The organism is Chitinophaga sp. SYP-B3965 (assembly GCF_009647655.1).
Taxonomy (GTDB): domain Bacteria; phylum Bacteroidota; class Bacteroidia; order Chitinophagales; family Chitinophagaceae; genus Chitinophaga.
Genome location: NZ_WJFD01000001.1, coordinates 2,335,216 through 2,357,217, shown reverse-complemented (window position 1 = coordinate 2,357,217; position 22,002 = coordinate 2,335,216). Strand labels below are relative to the sequence as shown.

General features: G+C 44.1%; 16 protein-coding genes. 10 read left to right on the top strand and 6 right to left on the bottom strand.

All coding sequences use genetic code 11. The features are described 5' to 3' along the window. The first annotated feature begins 28 nt into the window (after positions 1-28). The gene (locus tag GFS24_RS09085) at positions 29-580 is read left to right on the top strand and encodes a hypothetical protein (protein ID WP_153659248.1); all 552 of its coding nucleotides are present in this window, start codon (positions 29-31) and stop codon (positions 578-580) included. Here the strand turns inward: GFS24_RS09085 and GFS24_RS09080 are convergent. Next, on the bottom strand, positions 545-982 hold the full coding sequence (locus GFS24_RS09080) for a hypothetical protein (protein WP_153659247.1): 438 nt from the start codon (positions 980-982) through the stop codon (positions 545-547). The two genes, GFS24_RS09085 and GFS24_RS09080, sit on opposite strands and share 36 nt — an antisense overlap. 84 nt (positions 983-1,066) lie before the next feature. Between GFS24_RS09080 and GFS24_RS09075 the strand changes: the two genes are divergently transcribed. Beyond that, a complete protein-coding gene (locus GFS24_RS09075; protein WP_153659246.1) occupies positions 1,067-2,362 on the top strand; it encodes a C10 family peptidase in 1,296 nt (431 codons plus the stop codon). Next, entirely contained in the window at positions 2,359-2,772 is a 414-nt protein-coding gene (locus tag GFS24_RS09070) for a hypothetical protein (protein ID WP_153659245.1), read from the top strand. The genes GFS24_RS09075 and GFS24_RS09070 overlap by 4 nt, the downstream gene beginning before the upstream one ends. A 23-nt stretch (positions 2,773-2,795) precedes the next feature. On the opposite strand, the gene GFS24_RS09065 is transcribed toward GFS24_RS09070, so the two are convergent. Together GFS24_RS09065 and GFS24_RS09060 are read right to left on the bottom strand one after the other, a co-directional pair. Next, positions 2,796-3,554 (bottom strand): response regulator, encoded by a 759-nt coding sequence (locus GFS24_RS09065; protein ID WP_153659244.1) that lies wholly within the window; start codon positions 3,552-3,554, stop codon positions 2,796-2,798. Then, the gene (locus tag GFS24_RS09060) at positions 3,544-6,693 is read right to left on the bottom strand and encodes a sensor histidine kinase (RefSeq protein ID WP_173003021.1); all 3,150 of its coding nucleotides are present in this window, start codon (positions 6,691-6,693) and stop codon (positions 3,544-3,546) included. Before GFS24_RS09060 ends, GFS24_RS09065 begins: the two co-directional genes overlap by 11 nt. A gap of 178 nt (positions 6,694-6,871) precedes the next feature. Between GFS24_RS09060 and GFS24_RS09055 the strand changes: the two genes are divergently transcribed. From GFS24_RS09055 to GFS24_RS09035, 5 genes are all read left to right on the top strand, one after another. Further along, positions 6,872-9,892: a TonB-dependent receptor gene (locus GFS24_RS09055; protein WP_153659242.1), complete on the top strand. Its 3,021-nt coding sequence runs from the start codon at positions 6,872-6,874 to the stop codon at positions 9,890-9,892. A gap of 13 nt (positions 9,893-9,905) precedes the next feature. Then, positions 9,906-11,444, top strand: a complete 1,539-nt coding sequence (locus tag GFS24_RS09050; protein WP_153659241.1) for a RagB/SusD family nutrient uptake outer membrane protein — start codon at positions 9,906-9,908, stop codon at positions 11,442-11,444. Between the two features lie 11 nt (positions 11,445-11,455). Then, the gene (locus GFS24_RS09045; protein WP_173003020.1) at positions 11,456-13,102 is read left to right on the top strand and encodes an exo-alpha-sialidase; all 1,647 of its coding nucleotides are present in this window, start codon (positions 11,456-11,458) and stop codon (positions 13,100-13,102) included. A 9-nt stretch (positions 13,103-13,111) separates the two neighbouring features. Continuing rightward, positions 13,112-14,215 (top strand): cellulase family glycosylhydrolase, encoded by a 1,104-nt coding sequence (locus GFS24_RS09040; protein ID WP_253906420.1) that lies wholly within the window; start codon positions 13,112-13,114, stop codon positions 14,213-14,215. Between the two features lie 84 nt (positions 14,216-14,299). Then, positions 14,300-15,499, top strand: a complete 1,200-nt coding sequence (locus GFS24_RS09035; RefSeq protein WP_153659239.1) for a right-handed parallel beta-helix repeat-containing protein — start codon at positions 14,300-14,302, stop codon at positions 15,497-15,499. 3 nt (positions 15,500-15,502) lie between these two features. Here GFS24_RS09035 and GFS24_RS09030 read toward each other — a convergent pair whose 3' ends face one another. Both GFS24_RS09030 and GFS24_RS09025 read right to left on the bottom strand, forming a co-directional pair. Beyond that, positions 15,503-16,303, bottom strand: a complete 801-nt coding sequence (locus tag GFS24_RS09030; RefSeq protein ID WP_153659238.1) for a sugar phosphate isomerase/epimerase — start codon at positions 16,301-16,303, stop codon at positions 15,503-15,505. A gap of 15 nt (positions 16,304-16,318) precedes the next feature. Then, complete coding sequence (locus tag GFS24_RS09025) at positions 16,319-18,466, bottom strand: pyrroloquinoline quinone-dependent dehydrogenase (RefSeq protein WP_153659237.1); 2,148 nt, start codon at positions 18,464-18,466, stop codon at positions 16,319-16,321. 141 nt (positions 18,467-18,607) lie between these two features. Between GFS24_RS09025 and GFS24_RS09020 the strand changes: the two genes are divergently transcribed. Together GFS24_RS09020 and GFS24_RS09015 are read left to right on the top strand one after the other, a co-directional pair. Continuing rightward, positions 18,608-20,326 (top strand): IlvD/Edd family dehydratase, encoded by a 1,719-nt coding sequence (locus GFS24_RS09020; RefSeq protein ID WP_153659236.1) that lies wholly within the window; start codon positions 18,608-18,610, stop codon positions 20,324-20,326. A 12-nt stretch (positions 20,327-20,338) separates the two neighbouring features. Continuing rightward, positions 20,339-21,106 (top strand): SDR family NAD(P)-dependent oxidoreductase, encoded by a 768-nt coding sequence (locus tag GFS24_RS09015; RefSeq protein ID WP_153659235.1) that lies wholly within the window; start codon positions 20,339-20,341, stop codon positions 21,104-21,106. Here the strand turns inward: GFS24_RS09015 and GFS24_RS09010 are convergent. Continuing rightward, a complete protein-coding gene (locus GFS24_RS09010) occupies positions 21,103-21,990 on the bottom strand; it encodes an AraC family transcriptional regulator (protein ID WP_153659234.1) in 888 nt (295 codons plus the stop codon). The two genes, GFS24_RS09015 and GFS24_RS09010, sit on opposite strands and share 4 nt — an antisense overlap. Positions 21,991-22,002 lie beyond the last annotated feature (12 nt).

The following is a 22,002-nucleotide window of genomic DNA, read 5'->3' as shown; positions in this document are numbered from 1 at the left end:
TTTTGAGAAAATACCTATCTTGCTCAAAGTGGAAACCATCATCATAAAAAGATCAACTGATGCTCACAGAGAAGCCAGCCTTGGATGCCTGCTGCTAGTGGCTATACCTGTTGTTGGGTATTTATATGCGATGTTTACAACCAACAATTCCCACGATGCTTTGGCGTATGGCATTATTGCTACTGTTTTCCTTCTTCCTTTCCTGATCGATTTTATTTCGACTAAAATTCCTTTGAAAGCAGCCATGATAATATCAAATGAGGGTATAGCGTTATCCCCGAGTAAAAGTCTCTACGGCAGCTTTGCCTTTTTACAGAAATTTCAGGCCCGGCGTAAAAAGAGTATTTTATGGGAAGATATAACAGGGTTTAGTATAGTGATCTATGAGGGAAATTACACGGTATCTCCTACTGATGGTACGGGATCAACAACTTATACTGTACCCAAACATCAGCTTTGCATTGCAGGTAAAACGAACATTGTTTTCTCAATTCATGGTTTAGACAGAAAACCTGATGAGATCCTGGCCCTTTGCAATCAGTTTTTAACGGCGCATTTCCTTATTCACAAGGCTCAATAACTGCGAAAGATCCCCCTTAATAACAAACACCTTCAACTCCAGGCTTTTCGTTTCACCGCGTTTTAAATGAATGGCAGGATCTGCATGGTGGCAACTGCGTTCAGGATTGCTCCATAAATTACCCGTTTCCCTCGTAAAGGTAGCTGCAATCCACTTTTTATCGTGGGAGAGTGTGGCGATAAACGGTTTGTCTGCCTTTTTTGATTTATGATACCAGGTGATGTTGTCTTCCTTTTTTTCGATGCGCCTGGGCACCACTGGCCATGTGTAGGAAACCAGGTAACGGCAAGGCATTGTGAGGGGGGCGGGCGTTTCTGCAGCGAGCCGCTCAAATCCGTTGGGGTGATGCACGTACGTTCTTTCTAACTGCGTGTCTGAGTAACCATAATCATTTATTAACATAGGAGTTTATTCTAACCTTGTACGGTTTTCCTATTTTCGGTATCGTAATTAACCCAGCCCTGATAACCCAATAAAACAAAAACTATGTACCGGAAGTTACCCTATTTATTTCTATTCATTTCCACCTTATTTTTATTCAGTTGTAAGAAGCAGTCAACCTCAGCACTGAATAGCGAGATCGGCCCGATCACAAACCACACGGTTACATTTGAACAGGCAAAGAAAATAGCCGTGCTGCATTCCATCTCTCCTGCTGTAACCAACGCCAAAAGCGGAACAAGGTATACCTTCAAGGAAGAGGCGGATCAAATGCAAAAGTATAAAGATGCGGAAAAGAAGGTGGGCGCCTGCATGTCTTTTAACTATACGCAAAATGCGCCCAGTTTTTACATCATCAACTTCGAAGGTGGCGGATTTACTATTGTAGCAGGAGACGACAGGGTGCATCCTATCCTGGCCTATTCTGCCACTGATGCCTTCCCGCTGGACAGCACTAAAAGATTCCCTGCAGGGCTGGTAGAATGGCTGGCCGGTACGGATGAATTAGTGAGCAATGTACGTCGTGAGAATAAACCACAACCAAAGAAACTGAAAGCTACCTGGGAGAAGATGAATAACCAGTCTAAGGTTTTGTCGGGAGCGCGGTTGCAATTCCCGCCCTGTTACTACGAAGGAGAAACCTATACGATCATTGAAACCTGGGGACCATACCTGGCAACTACCTGGAGCCAGGGTGTTGGCTTTAACGACAATTTATCCTACATGGGTTGTTCCTCCTATTCAAACGGGAAACCACCCACCGGTTGTGTAGCTACGGCCATGGCACAGGTGATGGCATATCATCAGCGCCCAACCTACTTCAGCTGGGCCTCTATGCCTAATGGCTGGGGTAGCAGCGCAACGGCAGCCTTGATGGCTGATATCGGAAGCAAAGTAAGTATGGATTATGGCTGCGACGGATCAGGTGCTGAAACAGAAGATGCTGCAGGGGCGTTTACCGGTGGTTATGGTTATGCTTCAGCCAGCTGGGGTAATTATGAATCCAGTACTACTTATTACGAGTTGTATAATGGCCGGCCTGTGATCTTATCCGGCGGCAGAAAGGACAAATGGCTGTTCTTTAATGTATATGCTGATGGCCACGCCTGGGTTTGCGATGGTGCCAATTATATTGAGTCTTACATTTGCGATACCTGGGAAGATGATGGAGATCCTTATACGGACGAGTACCAATGGTTGTATAATTACCAATTCATGTCTTTGCACATGAACTGGGGTTGGGGCGGTTCTTATAACGGGTATTATAATTACGACAATTTTAATCCGGGCACTAATACCTTCAACTACAAGAGAGGTATGGTGTACAATATTCATCCATGATCCTGTTGTTCATAATGTTATTCAATATCGATATAGATGTAGCCGTACAGATTAGATATCCGGGATTGAACAGGGAGTTTATAAAAGACCTGAAGGTTTTTTACCTGATAGATAATCAGCTGGTATCTCCACAGGCTAACTTAGGTCATGAAACCGGCTTTGAAGTTTCCATGGATGGGGGAGAAGTTTTGTTAAAAGTTTTCCCGCATATTCCGAAAGATAAAAGCCCGGCCACAACCATCCTGAAGTTTAATGCCAGGCGGCAGGATACACTCACTACCTTTTATCAGTTTTCGAAAGCTGGTGTGCGCTGCAGCAAGGTCTTATATAACAGAGCGCTTAAGTGGGACCTGGACAATGGGAAGTTCCCTGCATTACGGAAGATAACTATTGTGATGAATAATGATTGATTAAAAAAGGCCGCTGATTGTGATCAGCGGTTTTTTTTAGCGTAATCTGTTGGGGTCATACCGAATTGTTTCAGGAAAAGTTTGGCAAAATTAGCCTGTGATTGAAACCCTACTTCATCGGCTATTTCAAAGATCTTATAATTGCCCGAAACTAATAGTTCTGCCGCCTTTTTAAGCCGGGTGGTATTGATCAGTTCATGCGGCGTCATGTTGGAAATACCATTGATCTTCCGATAGAGTGTAGCCCGGCTCATGTTCATATATTTGGCCAGTTTTTCAACATCCAGGTCAATATCCTGTATCTGATCCCTGATAGCCTGATTTAACTGCTCAAGAAAGGTTTGATCGGATTTTGAATGTGCAATGCTGGTAATGTCTGCAGAAGGGGATTGAAAAAAATGCTGTGTTATCCTGGCACGATTGTTAAACAGGTTGGTGATCTGTACCCGCAGATGTTCCGGTGAAAAAGGTTTATCTATATAAGCATCTGCGCCCATATCCAGCCCTTCGATCCTCGATTGCAGCATGTTCTTGGCAGTAAGGAGTATAACAGGGATATGGCTGTAAGAAACCGTATTCTTAATATTACGGCAAAGTTCAAACCCATCCATCTGAGGCATCATAACGTCACTTATCACCAGATCTATTGATTCCGTTAATAATGTTGTTAGTGCAGACTTCCCATTGGAAGCAGTAAATATGGTATAATTTTCTTCCAGCTCTTCTGTCAGGAATTCAAGCACATCCGCATCATCATCTACTAACAGGATCTTATATTTCATGAGACGAGATTAAGTTATCTATAGATATTATCAAAGGTATTTTTAGTATAAATACATTTTTACTGGTGATCTCTTCTGAAATATAAAGCATGCCGCCATGTAATTCTGCCAGGGACCGGGATAATGGCAACCCGATACCTGTTCCTTCCTGATGCTGGTTTTCACTCAGGCGGAAAAAGGGCTCAAAGATCTTTTCCTTTTTGTTAGTAGGTATTATATAACCATCATTCGAAAATTCGATGATAAAGTACTCGGTGTCTGGCTGCAGCAACCTGATCTTAACGGAATGATGTGAATATTTTATGGCATTGCTGAACAGGTTGCTTAAGATCTTATTCAGGGCTTCCTCGTCTACATAAGCATGTAAAAAGGGGAGTGGCAATAAGGAAAATGAAATATGCTTTTGTTCTGCAAGTGGTTTAAAGCTGAAAAAAATATCCTCGAGTAGTTTACTTACATCTACTTTCCTGAATGTGAGGCTAAAGCCTTTTGCTTCTGTTTTCCTGAAGTCAAGCAATTGATTGGTGAGCTTGACCAATCTGTTCGTACTTTTCTCCATTCTTGCAAGGTTTTTAGCGATAGCGGGGATATGCACGGCCTGTTTTATCACTTTTTCCAGTGGGCCTTTAATCAATGTGAGGGGAGATCTTATCTCGTGTGCAATATTGGTAAGGAAATTCATTTTTGCCTGGTAGATCTCTATGTTCCTTTCATGTTCTATTTGCAGTAACCTGATCCGTTTCTTTTCCTGGATACGCTTATAATAGAAGCGGGCTATATAATACGCGATAGCAGCAATGGTGAGCGTGTAGAAAAGATAGGCCCATATACTGGCCCAGAAGGGAGGAGATATCCTGATGGTAATGGCTACCGGTTCGCCCCATTTTCCATTATTACCGGCAGCTTTTACGGCAAAGGTGTAAGTGCCGGGGGAAAGATCGGTAAAATAGGCCTTGTTACTTTTGGTATTTATCCAGTTGTTATCCAGCCCTTTCATGCTATAAGCATATTGCGTCATGGTGGGGGCTGTATAACTCAGCGCAGCAAAATCAATGCTGAAAGAAGCTTCGTTATGGGCAAGTTTGATCTCAGGGGTGATCATCATGGATCTTGGTTGCCTTAATTTATTGGGTGTTTCCTTACTGCTGATCTGGAAGTCTGTAATGTACAGCGGAGGGGTAAATGTATCCTGGATAAAAGATCTGGGATTAAAGCTGATCATTCCCTTCACACTGCCAAAATACATATTCCCTTCCCGGTCTTTATAGCCCGAGTTATAGTTGAACTGGTCATTCAATAGACCATGGGCTTGTGTAAATAATTGAAGGGTTTCTTTTTCCGGATCAAAGCAAACCAGTCCTCTGCTGGTGCTTACCCATAATTTGTGTTGCTCATCCTCCAGGATCTTGAAGATATAGTCACTTGGCCAGCCTGTTTTTGTCGTATAGCGGATGAATTTGTTTTGTTTCCGGTCGAGTCTGCATATGCCACCTCCTTCGGTGGCAACCCATATAATACCTCTGCTGTCTTCAAAAGCACTATTCACCATATCACTGCCAATGCCTGATCTGTTGAGTGGATCATATCTGTACCGGCCTCTTGATGCAGCTGCCTTATTGTAATACAACAGCCCCTGCCCATGCGTAGCTATCCAAACCGTGCCATCACGGCTTTGCATAACACTATGAATGTTGTAGTTTTCCAGCACCTGTTCCACATTGGTGAAATTCTTAGTAACCGTATCATATTGCTTCAGATCAGCCTGGCTGCCTATGAGGATCTCCCCGGATTGTGTTTGAATGATGGAAAGGATGAAATTATAATTTAGGTTGCAGTTTGCTTTTGTATACCGTTTAATCACCTTTCCGGTGCTAATATTCATTACATCTATGCCGTGATGGAACAGCCCTATCCATAACTCATTACCTTTCGCCATCAGGCCATGAACATTAGAATGAGAGATATCCCCCGGGTTTCCGCCGGGCAGGTAATGGGATATATCCCCGGTTGCAGGATTAAGCTTATTAAGGCCATTGTCTTCCGTGCCTATCCAGAGGTTGCCGTATTTGTCCTGGCATATTTCACGCACCGCATTGCCACTCAGTGTACGGGGATTATTATTGGGGAAATATTTGTGGAATGGGGCGTACTGTTTGGGAAAGTAATTAATACCACCAAAAAAAGTCCCTGCCCATAAACCACCTTCTTTGTCCTTACAGAGCGTGTATATGGAATTGTCAGATAGTGAATAGAGGTTGTTGTAATCTTTTTTAAGATTGGTATAGGTGTCTTTGTTCAGGTCATATACATAAATGCCGGATTCTGCCGCTACCCAGTATTCATTGGCATTTATCTGCACGAAGTCCCTTACATAAACAGGCGTTTTGTCTGTGTTGCTAAGTAATGCATCTTTATAGGTGGCTGTTGCTATGTCAAATATTTTTATTCCCTGTGTTGTTGTACCCAGTAATAACTTTCCATTCCTGCAATCGAGGATCGTATTGATGAACTTTATCTCTGTAGGATGAGAGTGGGAGAAAATATTAAAGGCGGTCAGTGTGCCTTTACGGGGATCATAACGTTTCAACTGATCATTTGCAGTATACCAAAGCTGGTCTTCAGAGTCTATGCAAAGAGAGGTAACGATGTCCTGACTATTTTTAAAAACAGGAATGGCACGGTTAAGCTGTTCATTGTACTGATATATTTGTTCACCCATCAGGAACCAGATATTGCCTTTGCTGTCTGATCTGATGGACCAAACTACAGCTGCAATACGGGAGGCAGGCAGTAAATGGAATGCTTCCGTTTCAGGTTGATAAAGGTATATGCCATTATCCGTTCCTATCCACAATCTTTTTTTATTGTCTTCTAATAAACATCGTATAAAATTATTGCCGATGGAGTTAGTGTCCTCAGCGTTGTTCCTGAAAATTTTAAAGGAGGTGCCATCAAACCTGTTCAGCCCGTCTTTTGTACCAAACCACATGAATCCTTTGCTATCCTGGTAGGCACACCATACGGTATTATGCGAAAGCCCATCTTCAACCTGGTAGTGGCGGAAAGTGTATTGTTGTGAGGATACTTTAAAGATGCCGCAGAGCATCATCAACAGTAGAAAAAACAGACGCATTCTCATGAAGGCATATTTCATGCGTAAGTTAAAGGATTAAGCCCATTTTCTAAAATGAGACAAATAAACAAAGTATTGAGACATATTGTTATCTGTAATAACTATTTTCTGGTTTTCTTTAGGTAGGAATTTGTATGTAGAAGTTTTAATTGCTGTCATTTTTTAAATAACAATCCACGCTGTTATGAAAAAACTTTACTTGTCTGCTATACTACATAGCAGATGTAAACAATTGTTTCCACTAATTTCCTTCTTCCTTTTTTCTTCATTTGCTGCTTTTTCACAGGCTACCGTTTCAGGTAAGGTAACGGATAGCAGCGGAGCCGCATTGCCGGGCGCTACTATTTTAGAGAAAGGAACTACAAAAATGGCGCTGACCAATGGAGAGGGGAATTTTACCATTAATACCAGTACAGACAACGCTGTTCTGGTAATTAGCTTTGTTGGTTTTCAGACAGTTGAAAAAACAGCTGCTAAGGGCGTATTTCAGTCAATAGTGCTGCAGCGGCTTCAAAGTAAACTGGAGGAGTTAGTAATAGTTGGTTATGGCGCACAGCGAAAAAAAGATCTTACCGGTGCTGTGTCTGTTGTGAAAGCGGAGGATATTCAAAAGCGGCAGACCACAACGGTTGCTGAAGCATTGCAGGGGCAGGCGAGTGGTATAAAGGTGCGTGCGGCAGGCCAGCCCGGCTCTGAGGCACAGATCCAGATCCGGGGCTTGAAAAATCTTTCAGATGCCAATCCATTGTATGTAATTGATGGGCTGATCACTACAGCCAACCGGGACTTTAACCCGGACGACATCGAATCCCTTCAGATCCTGAAAGATGCATCTGCGGCTGCTATCTATGGATCGAGAGCAGCGAACGGTGTGATCATCATCACCACAAAAAAGGGTAAGAATGGCCCCATGAAAGTGGATGTTTCAGCAAAAGCGGCTACCCAGACAATACCGCGTTATAAGCTGGCTGAAACAACTGAGTTTGCCAAACTGAACTACATGGCATATGATAATGCCGGTGTGCCAAGGCAGAACCTTCAGATACAGAATAATACGGACTGGCAGGATGTAGCTTTCCGCACCGGTAATATGCAGGATTATAACGCCAGTTTTTCCGGCGGTAGCAATAATGGGAGTTACCTGGTGTCTGCCGGGTATTTTGATAATAAAGGAACGGTGATCGGTACTAATTTTAACAGGCTTAGCCTCAGGGTAAATACCGAAGGAAAGAAAGGCATATTTACAATCGGAGAGAACCTGGCCATCAGTTATGCCAAAGCAAAGGAAATGCAGGGAAATCCCATCGTGGATGTGGTACGTTTACTGCCCACCATACCTGTTCTCGATCCTGCCAACCCGGGAGGTTATGGATATGGAAACGAAGCGAGTGCCCGTACATTTGGAACGAATCCATTGGCAATAGCCAATCTTCAAAATACGACAAATGAAAACCTGCGGATAAGGGGTAACCTGTATTCTGAACTGCAGATCCTGCCATCACTGAAATATCGCCTGAACCTGGGGCTTGAAACCAGTAACGATCACTACAAATTTATCAGGAAGGTGGGCAACTGGACGCTTAACCAGCCAATTGATCCCTCCAGGTTGATTGAGAACCGGGCACAGTTTTTTTCTGGCCTGATAGAGAATACCCTGAACTTCAATAAAAAAATTGGCAAACACGCTATAAATGCAATAGCCGGCCAGTCCTACCAGCGCACTAATTATGAATTGATCGGGGGAAGCAAGCTTAACTTATTGTACAATGCAAGCACAGGCCAGTATTACGATATATTGGACCAGGGTAATTCTGCTTTAGCCAATGGTTACAAATTGCGCACAGACCTGATATCCTATTTTGGGCGGGTGGAATATAGCTATGCAGATAAGTACCTGTTGAATGCCGTTGTTCGTAACGACGCCTCGTCAAAATTCGGATCTTCTTACAACACCAAAACATTCCCGTCCGTTTCCGGAGCATGGAGGATCAGCCAGGAAGATTTCTTTTCCTCCTCCTTCATAAACGATCTTAAGATCAGGGCAAGTTATGGTACCCTGGGAAGCAATAATATTAGTGAATATGAATACCAGGCTATCATCAATACATTTTCTACGGTTGTTTTTGGCCCCGGTCAGGCACAGCAGTCCGGCGCCACACAGGTGCAGCTGGCTAACACAGATCTGCGCTGGGAGATCTTAACGCAACAGAACTACGGAGTGGATGCAGCTTTCCTGAATAACAGGCTGTCAGTAACGGCGGAGTACTTTATCACCAATACGAAAGATGTACTGTTAAACTACCCCATACTGCTCACTACCGGAAATGATGGTGGCAATCCCCGGGTAAATGGCGTTACACTGGCCAACCGAGGCTTTGAGTTAAGCGCAAATTACCGGGAAGACCGGGGGGCTTTTAAATATGGCATCGGCTTAAATGTTACCAGGTTGAAAAATGAAGTAGTGAACCTGGGTTACGGAAAAAACAAAACTTTCGTAGGTAATACCGTTACACAACAGGGGCAGCCAATTGGTATGTGGTATGTATTGGAAACAGATGGTTTGTTTCAAACCCAGGCGGAGGTAGATAACTATAAGAACAAAAATGGCATAGTGATCCAGCCTTCTGCCAAACCTGGTGATATACGCTTTAAAGACAATAATGGAGACGGACAGATCACCAACGATGATAAAGCCATTGTAGGCAGCCCGTGGCCTAAACTTGAAATGGGGCTTAATTTTAATGCCGCTTACAAAGGATTTGAATTCACTATGGACTGGTTTGCATCATTTGGTGCCAAAGTATTTAACGGGCCACGCAGCGTAACGGACAGGTTTGACGACAATTCCAATTACAGGGAAGGTATTCAGCCATGGACACCTGAAAACCCCAATACAAGTACCCCCAGGGCTTATTATGGAACTACCCTGAATTCAAGGGGAGATATAGACAGATGGCTGGAGAATGGAAGCTTCGCCCGTATGAAATACATCGGCCTGTCCTATAAACTTCCGGCAACGATCGTTAAAAAGATCGGTTTTTCTGATGCACAGGTTTCCATATCAGGACAAAATTTAATTACCATTACCAAATACACAGGTCTTGACCCGGAATTTAGTAATACCAGCATTTTCGAAAAAGGATTTGATTATGGAGCTTTCCCTAATCTCAAAACATTTTCAGTTGGTATTAATTTTGGATTTTAAAATAATATAGACAATGAAAAATATTATCATAAGATCAATGGTTGTACTTGCTTTGTGTATGGTTGCAACATCATGCGGAAAGGATCTGCTGGACCAGAAAAATCCAAACTCCCTGGGCACAGAAGAATTTTGGAAAACAGAGAGTGATGCACAGAAGGGTGTGAATGCTATTTACCATATGTTTTACCAAAACGGAGGATTTGGCCGCTGGATCTACTTCCGGCTGGATCTTACCAGCGATGAAGGTTTTAGTAACAGCCCATGGATAGAGCTGGCCGACTGGACCCGTTTTAACTATATTAATTATAACTTCTGGGAAGGCAGCGTAAATACGTTCCGTGATATTTACAAGGCCATCTTCCGATGCAACCAAGTGCTGACTAATGTTCCGAACATTGAGTTTGCTGATGCAAAAAGAAAGGAGGAACTATTGGCCGAGGCCAAATTCCTGCGTGCTTTCTATTATTACTATGCAGCCATTTTGTATGAAAATGTACCGATCATAACAACACTGCAATCACCTGCAGATGCGCCTAAAGCCGGAACACTGGCTGAAGTTTGGGTGCAGGTGGAAAAAGACCTTACAGAGGCAGGTGCGGCACTGCCTGAACAATATACCGGCGACCAGATCGGAAGGGCTACAAAAGGGGCTGCAATGGCCCTTTTAGGTAAAGTATACATGCAACAGCATAAATGGCCAGAGGCTAAAACAGCCCTTGACTACCTGGTGACCGGAGCCGGTAAAAACTATTATGACCTGGTTGGTTTCGTGGATAATTTCCGCGCCAATAATGAAAATAACAAGGAGTCTGTATTTGAAATACAGTTCTCAGATGCCAACAAAACCGGTGAAGGGGATGGGCCTTCTTCCAATATGGGATGTAACAGGGCACAGTTTTTTGCCCCGCGCAGCATTGGCTGGTCCGATGGCCAGGCCCGTTATTGGATAGTGGATGAATTTAAGAAGGAAAGGACTATTGATAATAAACTTGATCCACGTTTACAGTACACTTTGTTCTATCCTGCACTTGAGGCCGATTTTGGTAATAAAACGTATGGCCGCAGCTGGGAGTGGGGCGCTAATGAAGCCTGGTTCAAAAAATATTCCCGTGATTATTACCGGAATAACGAGGATTATTTCAATGAGGTCAATGTTCGCAATATCAGGTTTGCTGATGTATTACTGATGTATGCGGAAGTGTTAAATGAATTAGGGCAAACTGCTGCTGCCTATCCATATGTGGACAGGGTAAGGACCCGCTCCAATATGGCAAACCTGGCTGTTGCCTATCCGGCAATTGGTATTGATAAAACACTTTTCAGAGACCGTTTAAAAATGGAGAGAGCACTGGAGCTTTACGGAGAAAGTGTACGTTGGGCCGATCTGAAACGTTGGGGAGATCTTGATACGCAGGCTGCCGTTGATAAAGTAGCGCTACGTGATCCTGACTTCAGGAATTTTAAAGTGGGTAAAAATAGCAGGCTTCCTATACCACTATCAGAAATTCAAAACAACCCTAACCTTACTGATCATCAAAATGCAGGTTATTAATGTGCGGCTTATTGAATCTTATTTTAGCAGGGGTATTGCTCGCTGCCTGCAGTAACAGTGAAGTGAATGAGCCTTCTGATAGTGTAAGATCTGTACCTTCTATAACTGGAGCACGGATAGCCTGGGATCATTCCACTTTACAACAGGTGTCTGACCCTGCCAGTCCCAGCAATTACAACGGGTATGGAAGGATCAAACAACTACAGGATAATTCACTGATCGCCATTTATGAATCGGGCGGTAGTATTATGAGCAGAAAAAGTACGGATGAAGGGAAAACATGGAGTAATACGGTGACAGTAGCAGAAAAACCACCCGGCATCAATATGGCAGTACCTGATCTGCTTGAATTGAAAGACGGTAGTTTGCTGGCTATGTATAACCCAAGGCCGCATGCTATTGATCCTTCCAGGAAGTTTGGTATCCGCATCAGGAAAAGCTACGATAAAGGGATTACCTGGAAAGATGAGCAGCTGTTGTACGAAGCAGGATACCAGTTTGAGAACGGATGCTGGGAGCCTGCAGCTGTACAATTGCCCAATGGGGAAATTCAATTGTTTTTTGCGAACGAAGGGATCTATACCAGTTCATCAGAACAGAACATATCCATGTTACGATCTACCGATAATGGCGCCACATGGAGTGCAAACCCGGAGATCGTAAGTTTCAGGCCCGGTTCCCGGGATGGGATGCCGGTACCTTTGCTGTTAAAGGGCAAGTCAACTGTTGTTTTTGTAATAGAGGATAATGGCTTTACTACCTTTAAACCTTATACGATCCGAAATACTTTTTCGGAAAACTGGGCTTCCACTGTGGGAGCTTCCGGCAGCAACCGTTCATATGCATTGAAGGATAAGCTGAATGATCATATTTATGCCGGAGCGCCCTATATAGCACAGTTGAGCACCGGCGAAACGATCCTTTCTTACCAGGCCAATGCCACCGATGGGCGTACGGAGCGAAATTCTGTAATGATGGTAGCAGTGGGTGATGAAAATGCCGCAGGATTTAACAGGATAACAGAACCATTTGTGATCCCGGTGAATGGATCAGGCCAATGGAACAGTGTATGTGTTTTAAAGGACAATTCCGTCGTTGCAGTGACCAGCACCCGGGCATTTTCTGCATCCAACAGAACAGAGGTCTGGATGATCAGGGGGTATATCATAGATGGTAATACCATTTTTGTTGGCCGGAAAACCAACAGCCAGATCAATGCCAGCATCACGCATGATGACAAAAACCTGCATTTCCTGGCAAAGGTAAAAGACCAGCACGTGATTGATAATAGTGATGGTGTTACTTTTTTCATTGATGCACAGAATAAAAGCTATGAAAAGCCACATACAGGTATCTTTTCAGTATCTGTATCAGCATTAGGTAATGTGGCCGTAAAAGAAGGGAAAGATGGTAATTGGATCACATTTTCCCATCCTGAAGTTGTAAAGGTGGTTTCCAGGCCAGCGCCTGATGGTTATACCCTGGAAGTGTCTGTACCATGGTCCATGTTAGGAGGAAAACCAGGAGCTGGTGCAAGGATGGGTGTAAACCTTCAGCTGAGTGAAACAGAAACGGCAGGTCAGGTGCCCATAAAAGAAGATGCAACGGGCTGTAATGCCAACGAGCCATTTAGCTGGCTATCCGAAAAAATAAATTAAATGAACAGTATGAAAAAAAGAGACAACAAGTTTTTAGTAGTAGTAATGATGGTTTTGGTATCATTCGGTTTCTATCAATGTGCCAACCCAAACCAGAAAGCTGAAAACAAAGAAGCAACAAACGGCATATGGCCAGTTGAAAAGGCAAATGAATGGTATAAGAAGTGGGGCTGGCTTCGTGGATGTGATTTTATACCAAGCACCGCCATCAACCAGCTGGAAATGTGGCAGGCAGCAACGTTTGATACGGCTACCATTAGCAGGGAACTGGGATATGCTGAAAGTATCGGAATGAACATCATGAGAGTATACCTCCATCATGCAGCATGGGAAACAGATAAGGATGGCTTTAAGAAGAGGATGTCCACCTATCTTGATATTGCAGATCGTCATGGAATAGCTACCTTGTTTGTTTTCTTCGATGATTGCTGGAACCCCACTTATCAGACAGGTATGCAGCCTGCACCAAAACCTGGCGTTCATAATTCCGGTTGGGTGCAGGATCCCGGAAATCTCATTAATGAGGACACTACACTTGGAAAAGTACTGGAGGCATATGTAACGGATGTGCTGACCACTTTTAAAGACGATAAACGTATTGTGCTGTGGGACCTGTATAATGAACCAGGGAACTCGGACAGAGGTGACAGTAGTATGGCCTTATTGCAAAATGTGTTTACCTGGGCCCGTGCGGTTAACCCAAGCCAGCCATTATCTGTGGGTGTATGGCGTAAAGACCTGAAAGCATTGAATGAGTTTCAGCTAAACAATTCGGACATCACAACCTATCACAACTATAACGGGCCTCAGGAACATCGGGAGGCGATTGATTCTTTGAGGAAAAGGACCGGAAGGCCTTTGATCTGTACGGAATATATGGCCAGGAGGAATAACAGCCTGTTCAGTAACATTATGCCGATACTGAAAGCAGAAAATATCGGGGCCATCAACTGGGGGCTTGTTGAAGGCAAAACCAATACCATCTATGCCTGGGATACGCCAATGCCGGATGGCAGCCAGCCTGCATTGTGGTTCCATGATATCTTTAGAAAAGATGGAAGCCCCTATAAGCAAGCAGAGGTTGATTCTATAAAGATGTTAACCGGGAAATAATGAAAGGGCCGTATAGATCATATGATCTATACGGCCTTAATATTTTAGGAGACAGGAGGCAGTTTTTGCCTATTTTTAGATACTATGCGTTTCTTCTCCCTATTAATACTGCTTTCCACGTCTCTCTCTGCTAAAGTGCTCCATACTGGTCATGGGCAGCCTTACTCAGATATCACTGCAGCCGCAAAAGCAGCCACTCCCGGCGATACCATTCTTGTACATACAGGTACTTACCGCGGCGATCAGTCATTAGGGTCGTTGCAGGGTTTACCCGGTAAATGGATCTATCTCATCGCAGAAAAAGACGTATTGTTTGAAGGAGGCACCACCGCATGGAGAGGTACAGATATAGCTTACCTGCACATAGAAGGATTTGTATTTGCCGGTCAAACAGGTAATGGACTCAATATAGATGATGGTGCCACCTATGCAACTCCGGCACATCATATCATCTTCAGGAAATGTACTTTCCGTGATATGGCTGCTACAGGCAACAACGATCTCCTGAAACTATCCGGAACAGATGATCTTACCATTCAGCAATGCACCTTCCTGAACGGCTCGAAAGGGGGCAGTGGTATCGATATGGTGGGATGCCATAACAGCCTGATCTTTCAATGCCACTTTGAGAACATGGGTTCCAATGCTGTGCAGATGAAAGGAGGGAGCAGTAATATCCGCGTGGAGGCCTGTGTATTCAAAAATGCCGGCAGCAGAGCTATTAACCTCGGTGGCAGCACAGGAGAACAATTTTTCAGACCTGCCGATGCTACCTGGGAAGCAGCTGAACTGAAAGTGTATAGCAATGTATTTATCGGTTCGGAAGTGCCCATAGCTTTTGTGGGTTGTACACGATCTGAAGTAGTAAATAATACCATCAGCCACCCCGGCAGATGGGTGATCCGTATCCTACAGGAAAACAGGGATACGGCACGTTTTGGCAAATGCAGTAATAACACCTTCCTGAACAATATTATCTGCCTGGATGACCGGGTGAGTATGGAATGCAGCACCGGCCCGAACACAGACCCGGAAAGTTTTATCTTCTCTAATAACCTGTGGTTCCATACCAGCAACAATGGTTGGCGGGGGCCACAGTTACCGCTTCGGGAAAGCGGTGGAATCATCGGTAAGGATCCACGGTTTATCAATGAACGTTTGGCCATTGCCGGTGATAGTCCTGCAGCCGCTGCGGGATCTTCTGTACAATATCCGGAGAAAGATCATGCCGGTAAACTGTTCCTGTTACCGCGGTCCATCGGGGCTTATGAAGTAAAGCGATGATCCTTAGTTTTTCTCAGCAATGTTATTGATGTATTCCACCGATCTTTTTACATCCAATGAATTATTGTCCATATTATGCTCGCATTCCGCCTGAATAAAGCCGGAGAATTGCTGCTTTTTTAATTCTTTCACCACGCCGGTAAAATCAATGGCCCCGGTTCCCAGGTCAACATCATTACCTGATCTGTCCACATCTTTAAGATGTATGCCGATGATATGCCCATCAAGCAGCTGAAGGCATCTTACAGGGTCAAGGCCGCTTCTTACCCAGTGACCAAGGTCTGCACAGGCGCCTATATTTTTATGCCCTTTGATAGCTGCCAGTACAGAATCGGGGTGCCAGTAAGGACTGGGTTTTGCATGTTCATGAATGGCAACTTTGATCTTATATATGCCGGCCAGCTGGTCTATCATATTCCATTCATTTTTGGCCGGCTCAGATACCAGGTACTTCATGCCAAGCTCACGCGCCAGTTTAAAATATTTCTCCCAATTCTCCCTGCCTTTGGTGTCCACATACATGGATGGCATTTGAAGGTTTCTTTTTTTAAGCATGGTTTTGATCAGCGTCAGTTCCTCTTTATTGAGATCTATCATGGTTTTTCCGCCAAAACCGTTGCCGAGTTTCTGAAAAGAAAATCCCTCCACGTTTTTCAATCCACAATCCACTGCCATATCCAATCCTTTTTCAAAGGAATGCTGGTGAAATGAATATAATGCAACACCTGTTTTCCAGGTTGGTTTGCCGGAAGAAAATGCCATGAAGGTCATCGTAACCAGGATAAAGAAGATATATTTCGCCATGGTATAAAAGTTTAGTTATTTCTCCGATAAAGTAAATGCAACATAAGCGTCACTTGATCTTCCTCCCCACTTGGAGCCGCCACAGGCTATAACAATGTATTGCCGGCCATCAACAGCATATACTGCGGGTGTGGCAACGCCGGGAGCAGGAAGTTCATATTCCCAGAGGATCGCTCCTGTTCTCTTGTTGATGGCTCTGAACTTTCCATCGGCAGAAGCACCAATAAATATAAGCCCACCGGCTGTTACAACCGGGCCGCCATAATTTTCACGCCCTGTAGCAGGGATTCCTTTTTTCTTCAGCTCTTCGAATTCCCCAAACGGGATCTTCCATTCGTACTCACCCGTATTCAGATTGATAGCACTGATAGTGCCCCAGGGAGGACTGATAGCGGGATAACCTTCTTTCGTCAGGAACTTATTGTATCCTGTAAAGCCATATGATGGTTTTGCAGGGTCATTGCTTTTCATGGCCGGCCCTGTGTAATTTTTCTGCTGGAGTGTTTTCAGATTCAATACAAAAGAAGCAATAGCATTTCTCTCTGCTGTTTTCAACTGGGGGAATCCAGGCATCATTCTTCTTCCTGTGGAAAGTAATTCATTAAAGCTGGTAAGATTGTATTTTTTTTCTGCACCAATTAATGATGGATAGTCACCTGATCCTAAACGTTCCGGGCCATGGCACCCCATGCAGGAACGCTTGTACAAAAGCGAACCTGCCTGCAGATTAGTCAATATGGTATTCTTTGCAGATTTATCTTTCACGAGGTTCAATACCCAGGCCATTTCATTGGCATTTACATAAAGGATATTGGTAACAGGATCAACTGCGGGGCCGCCCCATTCACCTCCGCCGTCATAACCGGGGAAAACAATAGTGCCGCGTTCAGAAGGTGGTGTATAGATACCCTCGGAGCGGTAGCTGAGGAATTGCTGTTTTAAATGCTGGTGCTCAGAATCACTGACTAAAGTATTCAGATCTTTTTCTGTTAGCGCCTGCCTTACAAATGGTTGGGGTAATACCGGAAATGGCTGAGTGGGATGAAGCTTTTCACCTGCTACAGCATCCTTCACAGGAACCGGTCTTTCTTTAATAGGAAAGAGCGGATTTCCTTTTTCACGTTCAAACACAAACACAAAGCCTGTTTTGGTGGTTTGCACCACTGCATCTATCATTTTTCCATTACGGGGAAGGGTAATCAGAACGGGTGGACTGGATATATCCATATCCCACACATCGTGATGGATAGTCTGAAAATGCCACTTATGTTTACCGGTGGCAGCATCGATGGCCACGAGACAGTTTCCATAGAGTCCTTTTCCTAATCTGTCTCCTCCATAAAAATCATTCGTAGGATTACCAATCCCCGCAAACAGGATACCTCTTTTGCTGTCCAGGCTGAAGCCAGACCAGGCGTTGGTTGATCCCATCCGCTTATAAGCTGTTTTATCCTCCCAGGTCTCATAGCCTGGTTCGCCGGGATAAGGGATGGTGTGAAAGATCCACTTTTGTTTGCCGGTTTTTACATCAAAACCACGTATATGGCCAGGTGTTTCGTCGCCCACTAATCCGCTGGTGATGAAAAGGTCCTTATAGATCATGACAGGGGAGGTGGGGGAAATGGAAACGTTCTTTTCATCCCTGCCGAGTCCTTTCCGGAGATCAACACCACCATCTTTACCAAAGGAGGGGATCAGCCTGCCGGTTACTGCGTTTATAGCAAATACGATAGGTCCCACGGTATAAATAATTCGTTTATCATCCCCTTCTGCCCAATAAGCAACACCTCTGTTCATATTAACGCTTTTCCTGTGCCAGGTTTCATTGATCAGGGAATCGGCCGGATCAAAGTTCCATTTTTCTATACCGGTAGCAGCATCTACAGCAAACAATTTTAACCTTGGAGATACGCCATATAATGTATTATCGATAATAATGGGGTTACATTCCATCGGGCCGTATTTAGTCTTATCTTCTTTTTCGGAATGATAAATCCATGCAACTTTTAACTGCTGAACGTTGGAAGTATCTACCTGAGCAAGACCGGAGTATTTATTATTGTCTCCATTACCACCATATACTGTCCAATCATTATGCTCCTTTATAGAAGTGAAGGCCATAGCCAGGATGATAAGTGATAAGGTGAGTTTCAGTCTGCTCATATGTCAAAAGTAGGATATCCAATGGCTCTTCATTGTAGTATAATTATCCCCTTATGTAATAATCTTAACTTCTGCGATCTGAAACAGTGCTTGTACCTTGATTTTTTAGTATTTTAACATTACATCATAAAACCGGTCCTTTTGAAAGAAGAAAAAAAGCTACGCAGCCAGCAATGGTTTGGCCGTAAAGGTAAAGACGGGTTTATCTACAGGGCCTGGATGAAAAACCAGGGGATCCCCGATGATGAATTTCGGGGGAAACCTGTTATCGGCATTTGCAATACCTGGTCTGAACTTACTCCCTGTAACGCTCATTTCAGGGAACTGGCGGAATCTGTAAAAAGAGGCGTGCTGGAAGCAGGTGGATTGCCTGTTGAATTTCCGGTTATGTCCTTAGGGGAAACACTTATTAAGCCTACTGCTATGCTTTACCGCAACCTGGTAAGCATGGATGTGGAAGAGTCGATAAGGGCCAATCCACTGGATGGTGTAATACTGCTTTGCGGATGTGATAAAACAACACCTGCGCTGGTAATGGGTGCCTGTAGCGTAAACCTGCCTGCCATAGTTGTTTCCGGAGGGCCTATGTTAACCGGTAAATACCGTGGAAGGGATATAGGTACAGCAGATGTATGGCGTTTTTCGGAAGCCAATCGTATCAATAAAATGAGCGATGAAGAGTTTTATGCCGCCGAAGCATGTATGGCACGCAGCCGGGGGCATTGTGCTGTAATGGGCACCGCATCAAGTATGGCCTGTATGGTGGAGTCATTGGGACTGTCATTGCCGGAAAACGCGGCCATACCTGCCGCTGATTCACGCAGGAAAGTACTGGCTCAGCTGTCTGGCAGAAGGATAGTAGAGATGGTAAGAGAAGATCTGAAATTATCAGATATATTAACAACACAGGCATTTGAAAATGCCATAACAGTAAACGCAGCCATTGGAGGCTCTACTAATTTTATCATCCATTTACTGGCTATCGCAGCACGCATTGGGGTGCAATTGAGCATGGATGATTTTAATACATCCATTAAAGAGATTCCTTTAATGGCTAATCTCCAGCCATCCGGCGATCATTTTATGGAAGATTTCTTTTATGCCGGTGGGATACCGGCGCTGATGAAAGAATTAGACGGCGTGCTGCATCGCGGAGCCATTACGGTTACCGGTAAACCCCTATCAGCCAGCTACGAAAATGCGGAATGTTTTAACCGTAATGTGATCAGCACCATCGGAGAACCATTTAATAAAGCGGCCGGAATAGTTATTGTAAAAGGGAACTTATCTGAAAATGGTGCCGTGCTGAAGGTTTCGGCTGCAAGCCCTGCATTAATGCAACATACAGGCAAAGCGGTTGTGTTTGAAAATATTGAAGATTATAAAGCAAGGATCGATGATCCTGCACTGCCGGCAGATAAGGATAGTATCCTGGTATTAAAGAATGTAGGCCCTAAAGGTTACCCGGGAATGCCGGAAGTAGGTAATATGGCCATCCCTAAAAAGCTGCTGGAGCAGGGCATCACAGATATGGTACGTATATCAGACGGAAGAATGAGCGGTACCGGCTTTGGGACTGTTGTGCTGCATGTTTCGCCTGAGGCAGCTGTTGGCGGCACATTGGCCATTGTACAGAATGGTGATGTTATCCGGCTGGATGTGCCTGCTGGTGTATTACATATTGAATTGACCGATGCGGAAATAGCAGAAAGGAAGAAACGTTTGCCGGCATGGAAAAACCTTACGGACAGGGGGTATACTTATTTATATCAAACCCATGTGGAGCAAGCTCATTTGGGCGCTGATCTCGACTTTTTAAAGGGTGCCTCTGGCAGCGAAGTATTAAGGGATTCTCACTAAATCAATAATTTAATGGATAACGATTTTAAGGGATTGGTAGCTATTGTAACGGGAGCAGGTAAAGGCATCGGTTTTGAAGTAGCTAAACAACTGGCCCTTCATGGTGCATCAGTGATCATGAATGATATCGATAAAGACCTCCTGCAGGATGCGTCTGACAGGATAAATGCATTGGGAGGTGGTATAACGCACCCCGTTGCCGGTGATGCAGGCAGTATTGATCTCATACAACAATTGGTGGATGAGGCTGTACAACGGTTTGGAAAGCTAAATATAGCCATAGCCATTGCGGGCATTACCTTATTCGGCGATTTTCTGACGTATGAGCAGAAGGCATTGGAAAGTGTAATGAACGTAAACTTACAGGGCAGTTTCTTCTTAGCGCAAAGAGCAGCGCGCCAAATGATAAAACAGGGGAGTGGCGGAAGTATACTTTTTATGTCGTCTGTAACAGGGCACCAGGCGCATAAAGATCTGGCAGCTTATGGCATGACCAAGGCAGGGTTGGAGATGCTGGCCAAAAATCTCGTGATTGAATTATCGAAGTTTAAGATCACCATTAATACGGTTGCGCCGGGCGCTACTTTAACAGAGAGAACATTGGAGGATACTGATTATAAGGATACCTGGTCACGCATTACACCAATGGGCAGGCCGGGTAATGTGGAAGATGTTGCCAATGCTGTGCTTTTCCTGGTATCGCCTAAAGCCAGTCATATTACCGGGCAGCATTTAATTGTTGATGGCGGCTGGACAGCAGTAAGTGTTTCCCCGTATTAATCCGCGTTTTTAATGCCGGACTTATATTGATAAGGGCTTTGGCCGGTATAGTCCCGGAACACCTTGCAGAAATGCGAACTGGAATTGTATCCGCACATGGAGGCTACTTCAGAAATAGGCTTATCACTTTCTATCAGGACCTTACGTGCATGGTTCATACGCAGCTCAAGAAGATATTGCGAAAAACTCATTTTGGTCCTTTTCTTAAAATAACGGCAGAAGGATTGTTCTGTGAGACAGGCAATACCGGCCACCTGCTTTAATGAAATTTGTTCATGCAGATTACATTTGATGAAAGTGATCACATCCATCAATTTGTCTGAATGCTGGTTTTCAAATTCATTCACTTCTGTATCTGCAATAAAGACTTTCTCTGAAGAAATGGATATCAGATGCATGATCCTTAACAAGGCTTCTATTTTTTCGAAACCCTTTACAGCAGCAAGATGCTCCAGTTTTTCTGCAATGATCCGCCTCGTTTCACCAAATATCTTAATGCCCTTTGATGCCTGCGCAATCATTTCCCTGATCCCTTCAAATTCTTTTACGGAATCAAACATCTGCTGAAAAATGCTGGGATTGAAATACGTAACGATCACCCGGGATTTCAGGGAGGGATCCTCTTTGTAAAAAGCCGGATCACTTAACCAGATATGAGGAACGTTAGAACCAATAAACACCATGTCGCCGGATTCAAAGGGTTCAACTTTGTCTCCTATGATCCTTTTCCCATATCCCTCCAATATTAATACAAGTTCAAGTTCAGGATGTGCATGAAAACAAGGCTGGCCATGAAATGGGGAAGCCAGGTAAGGTTGATCTCTGTACTCTACAAATAAAGCGTCATTGATCAATGGTGTTATCTCAGTGCGTAGTAACCTCATGTTGGTTTAAGG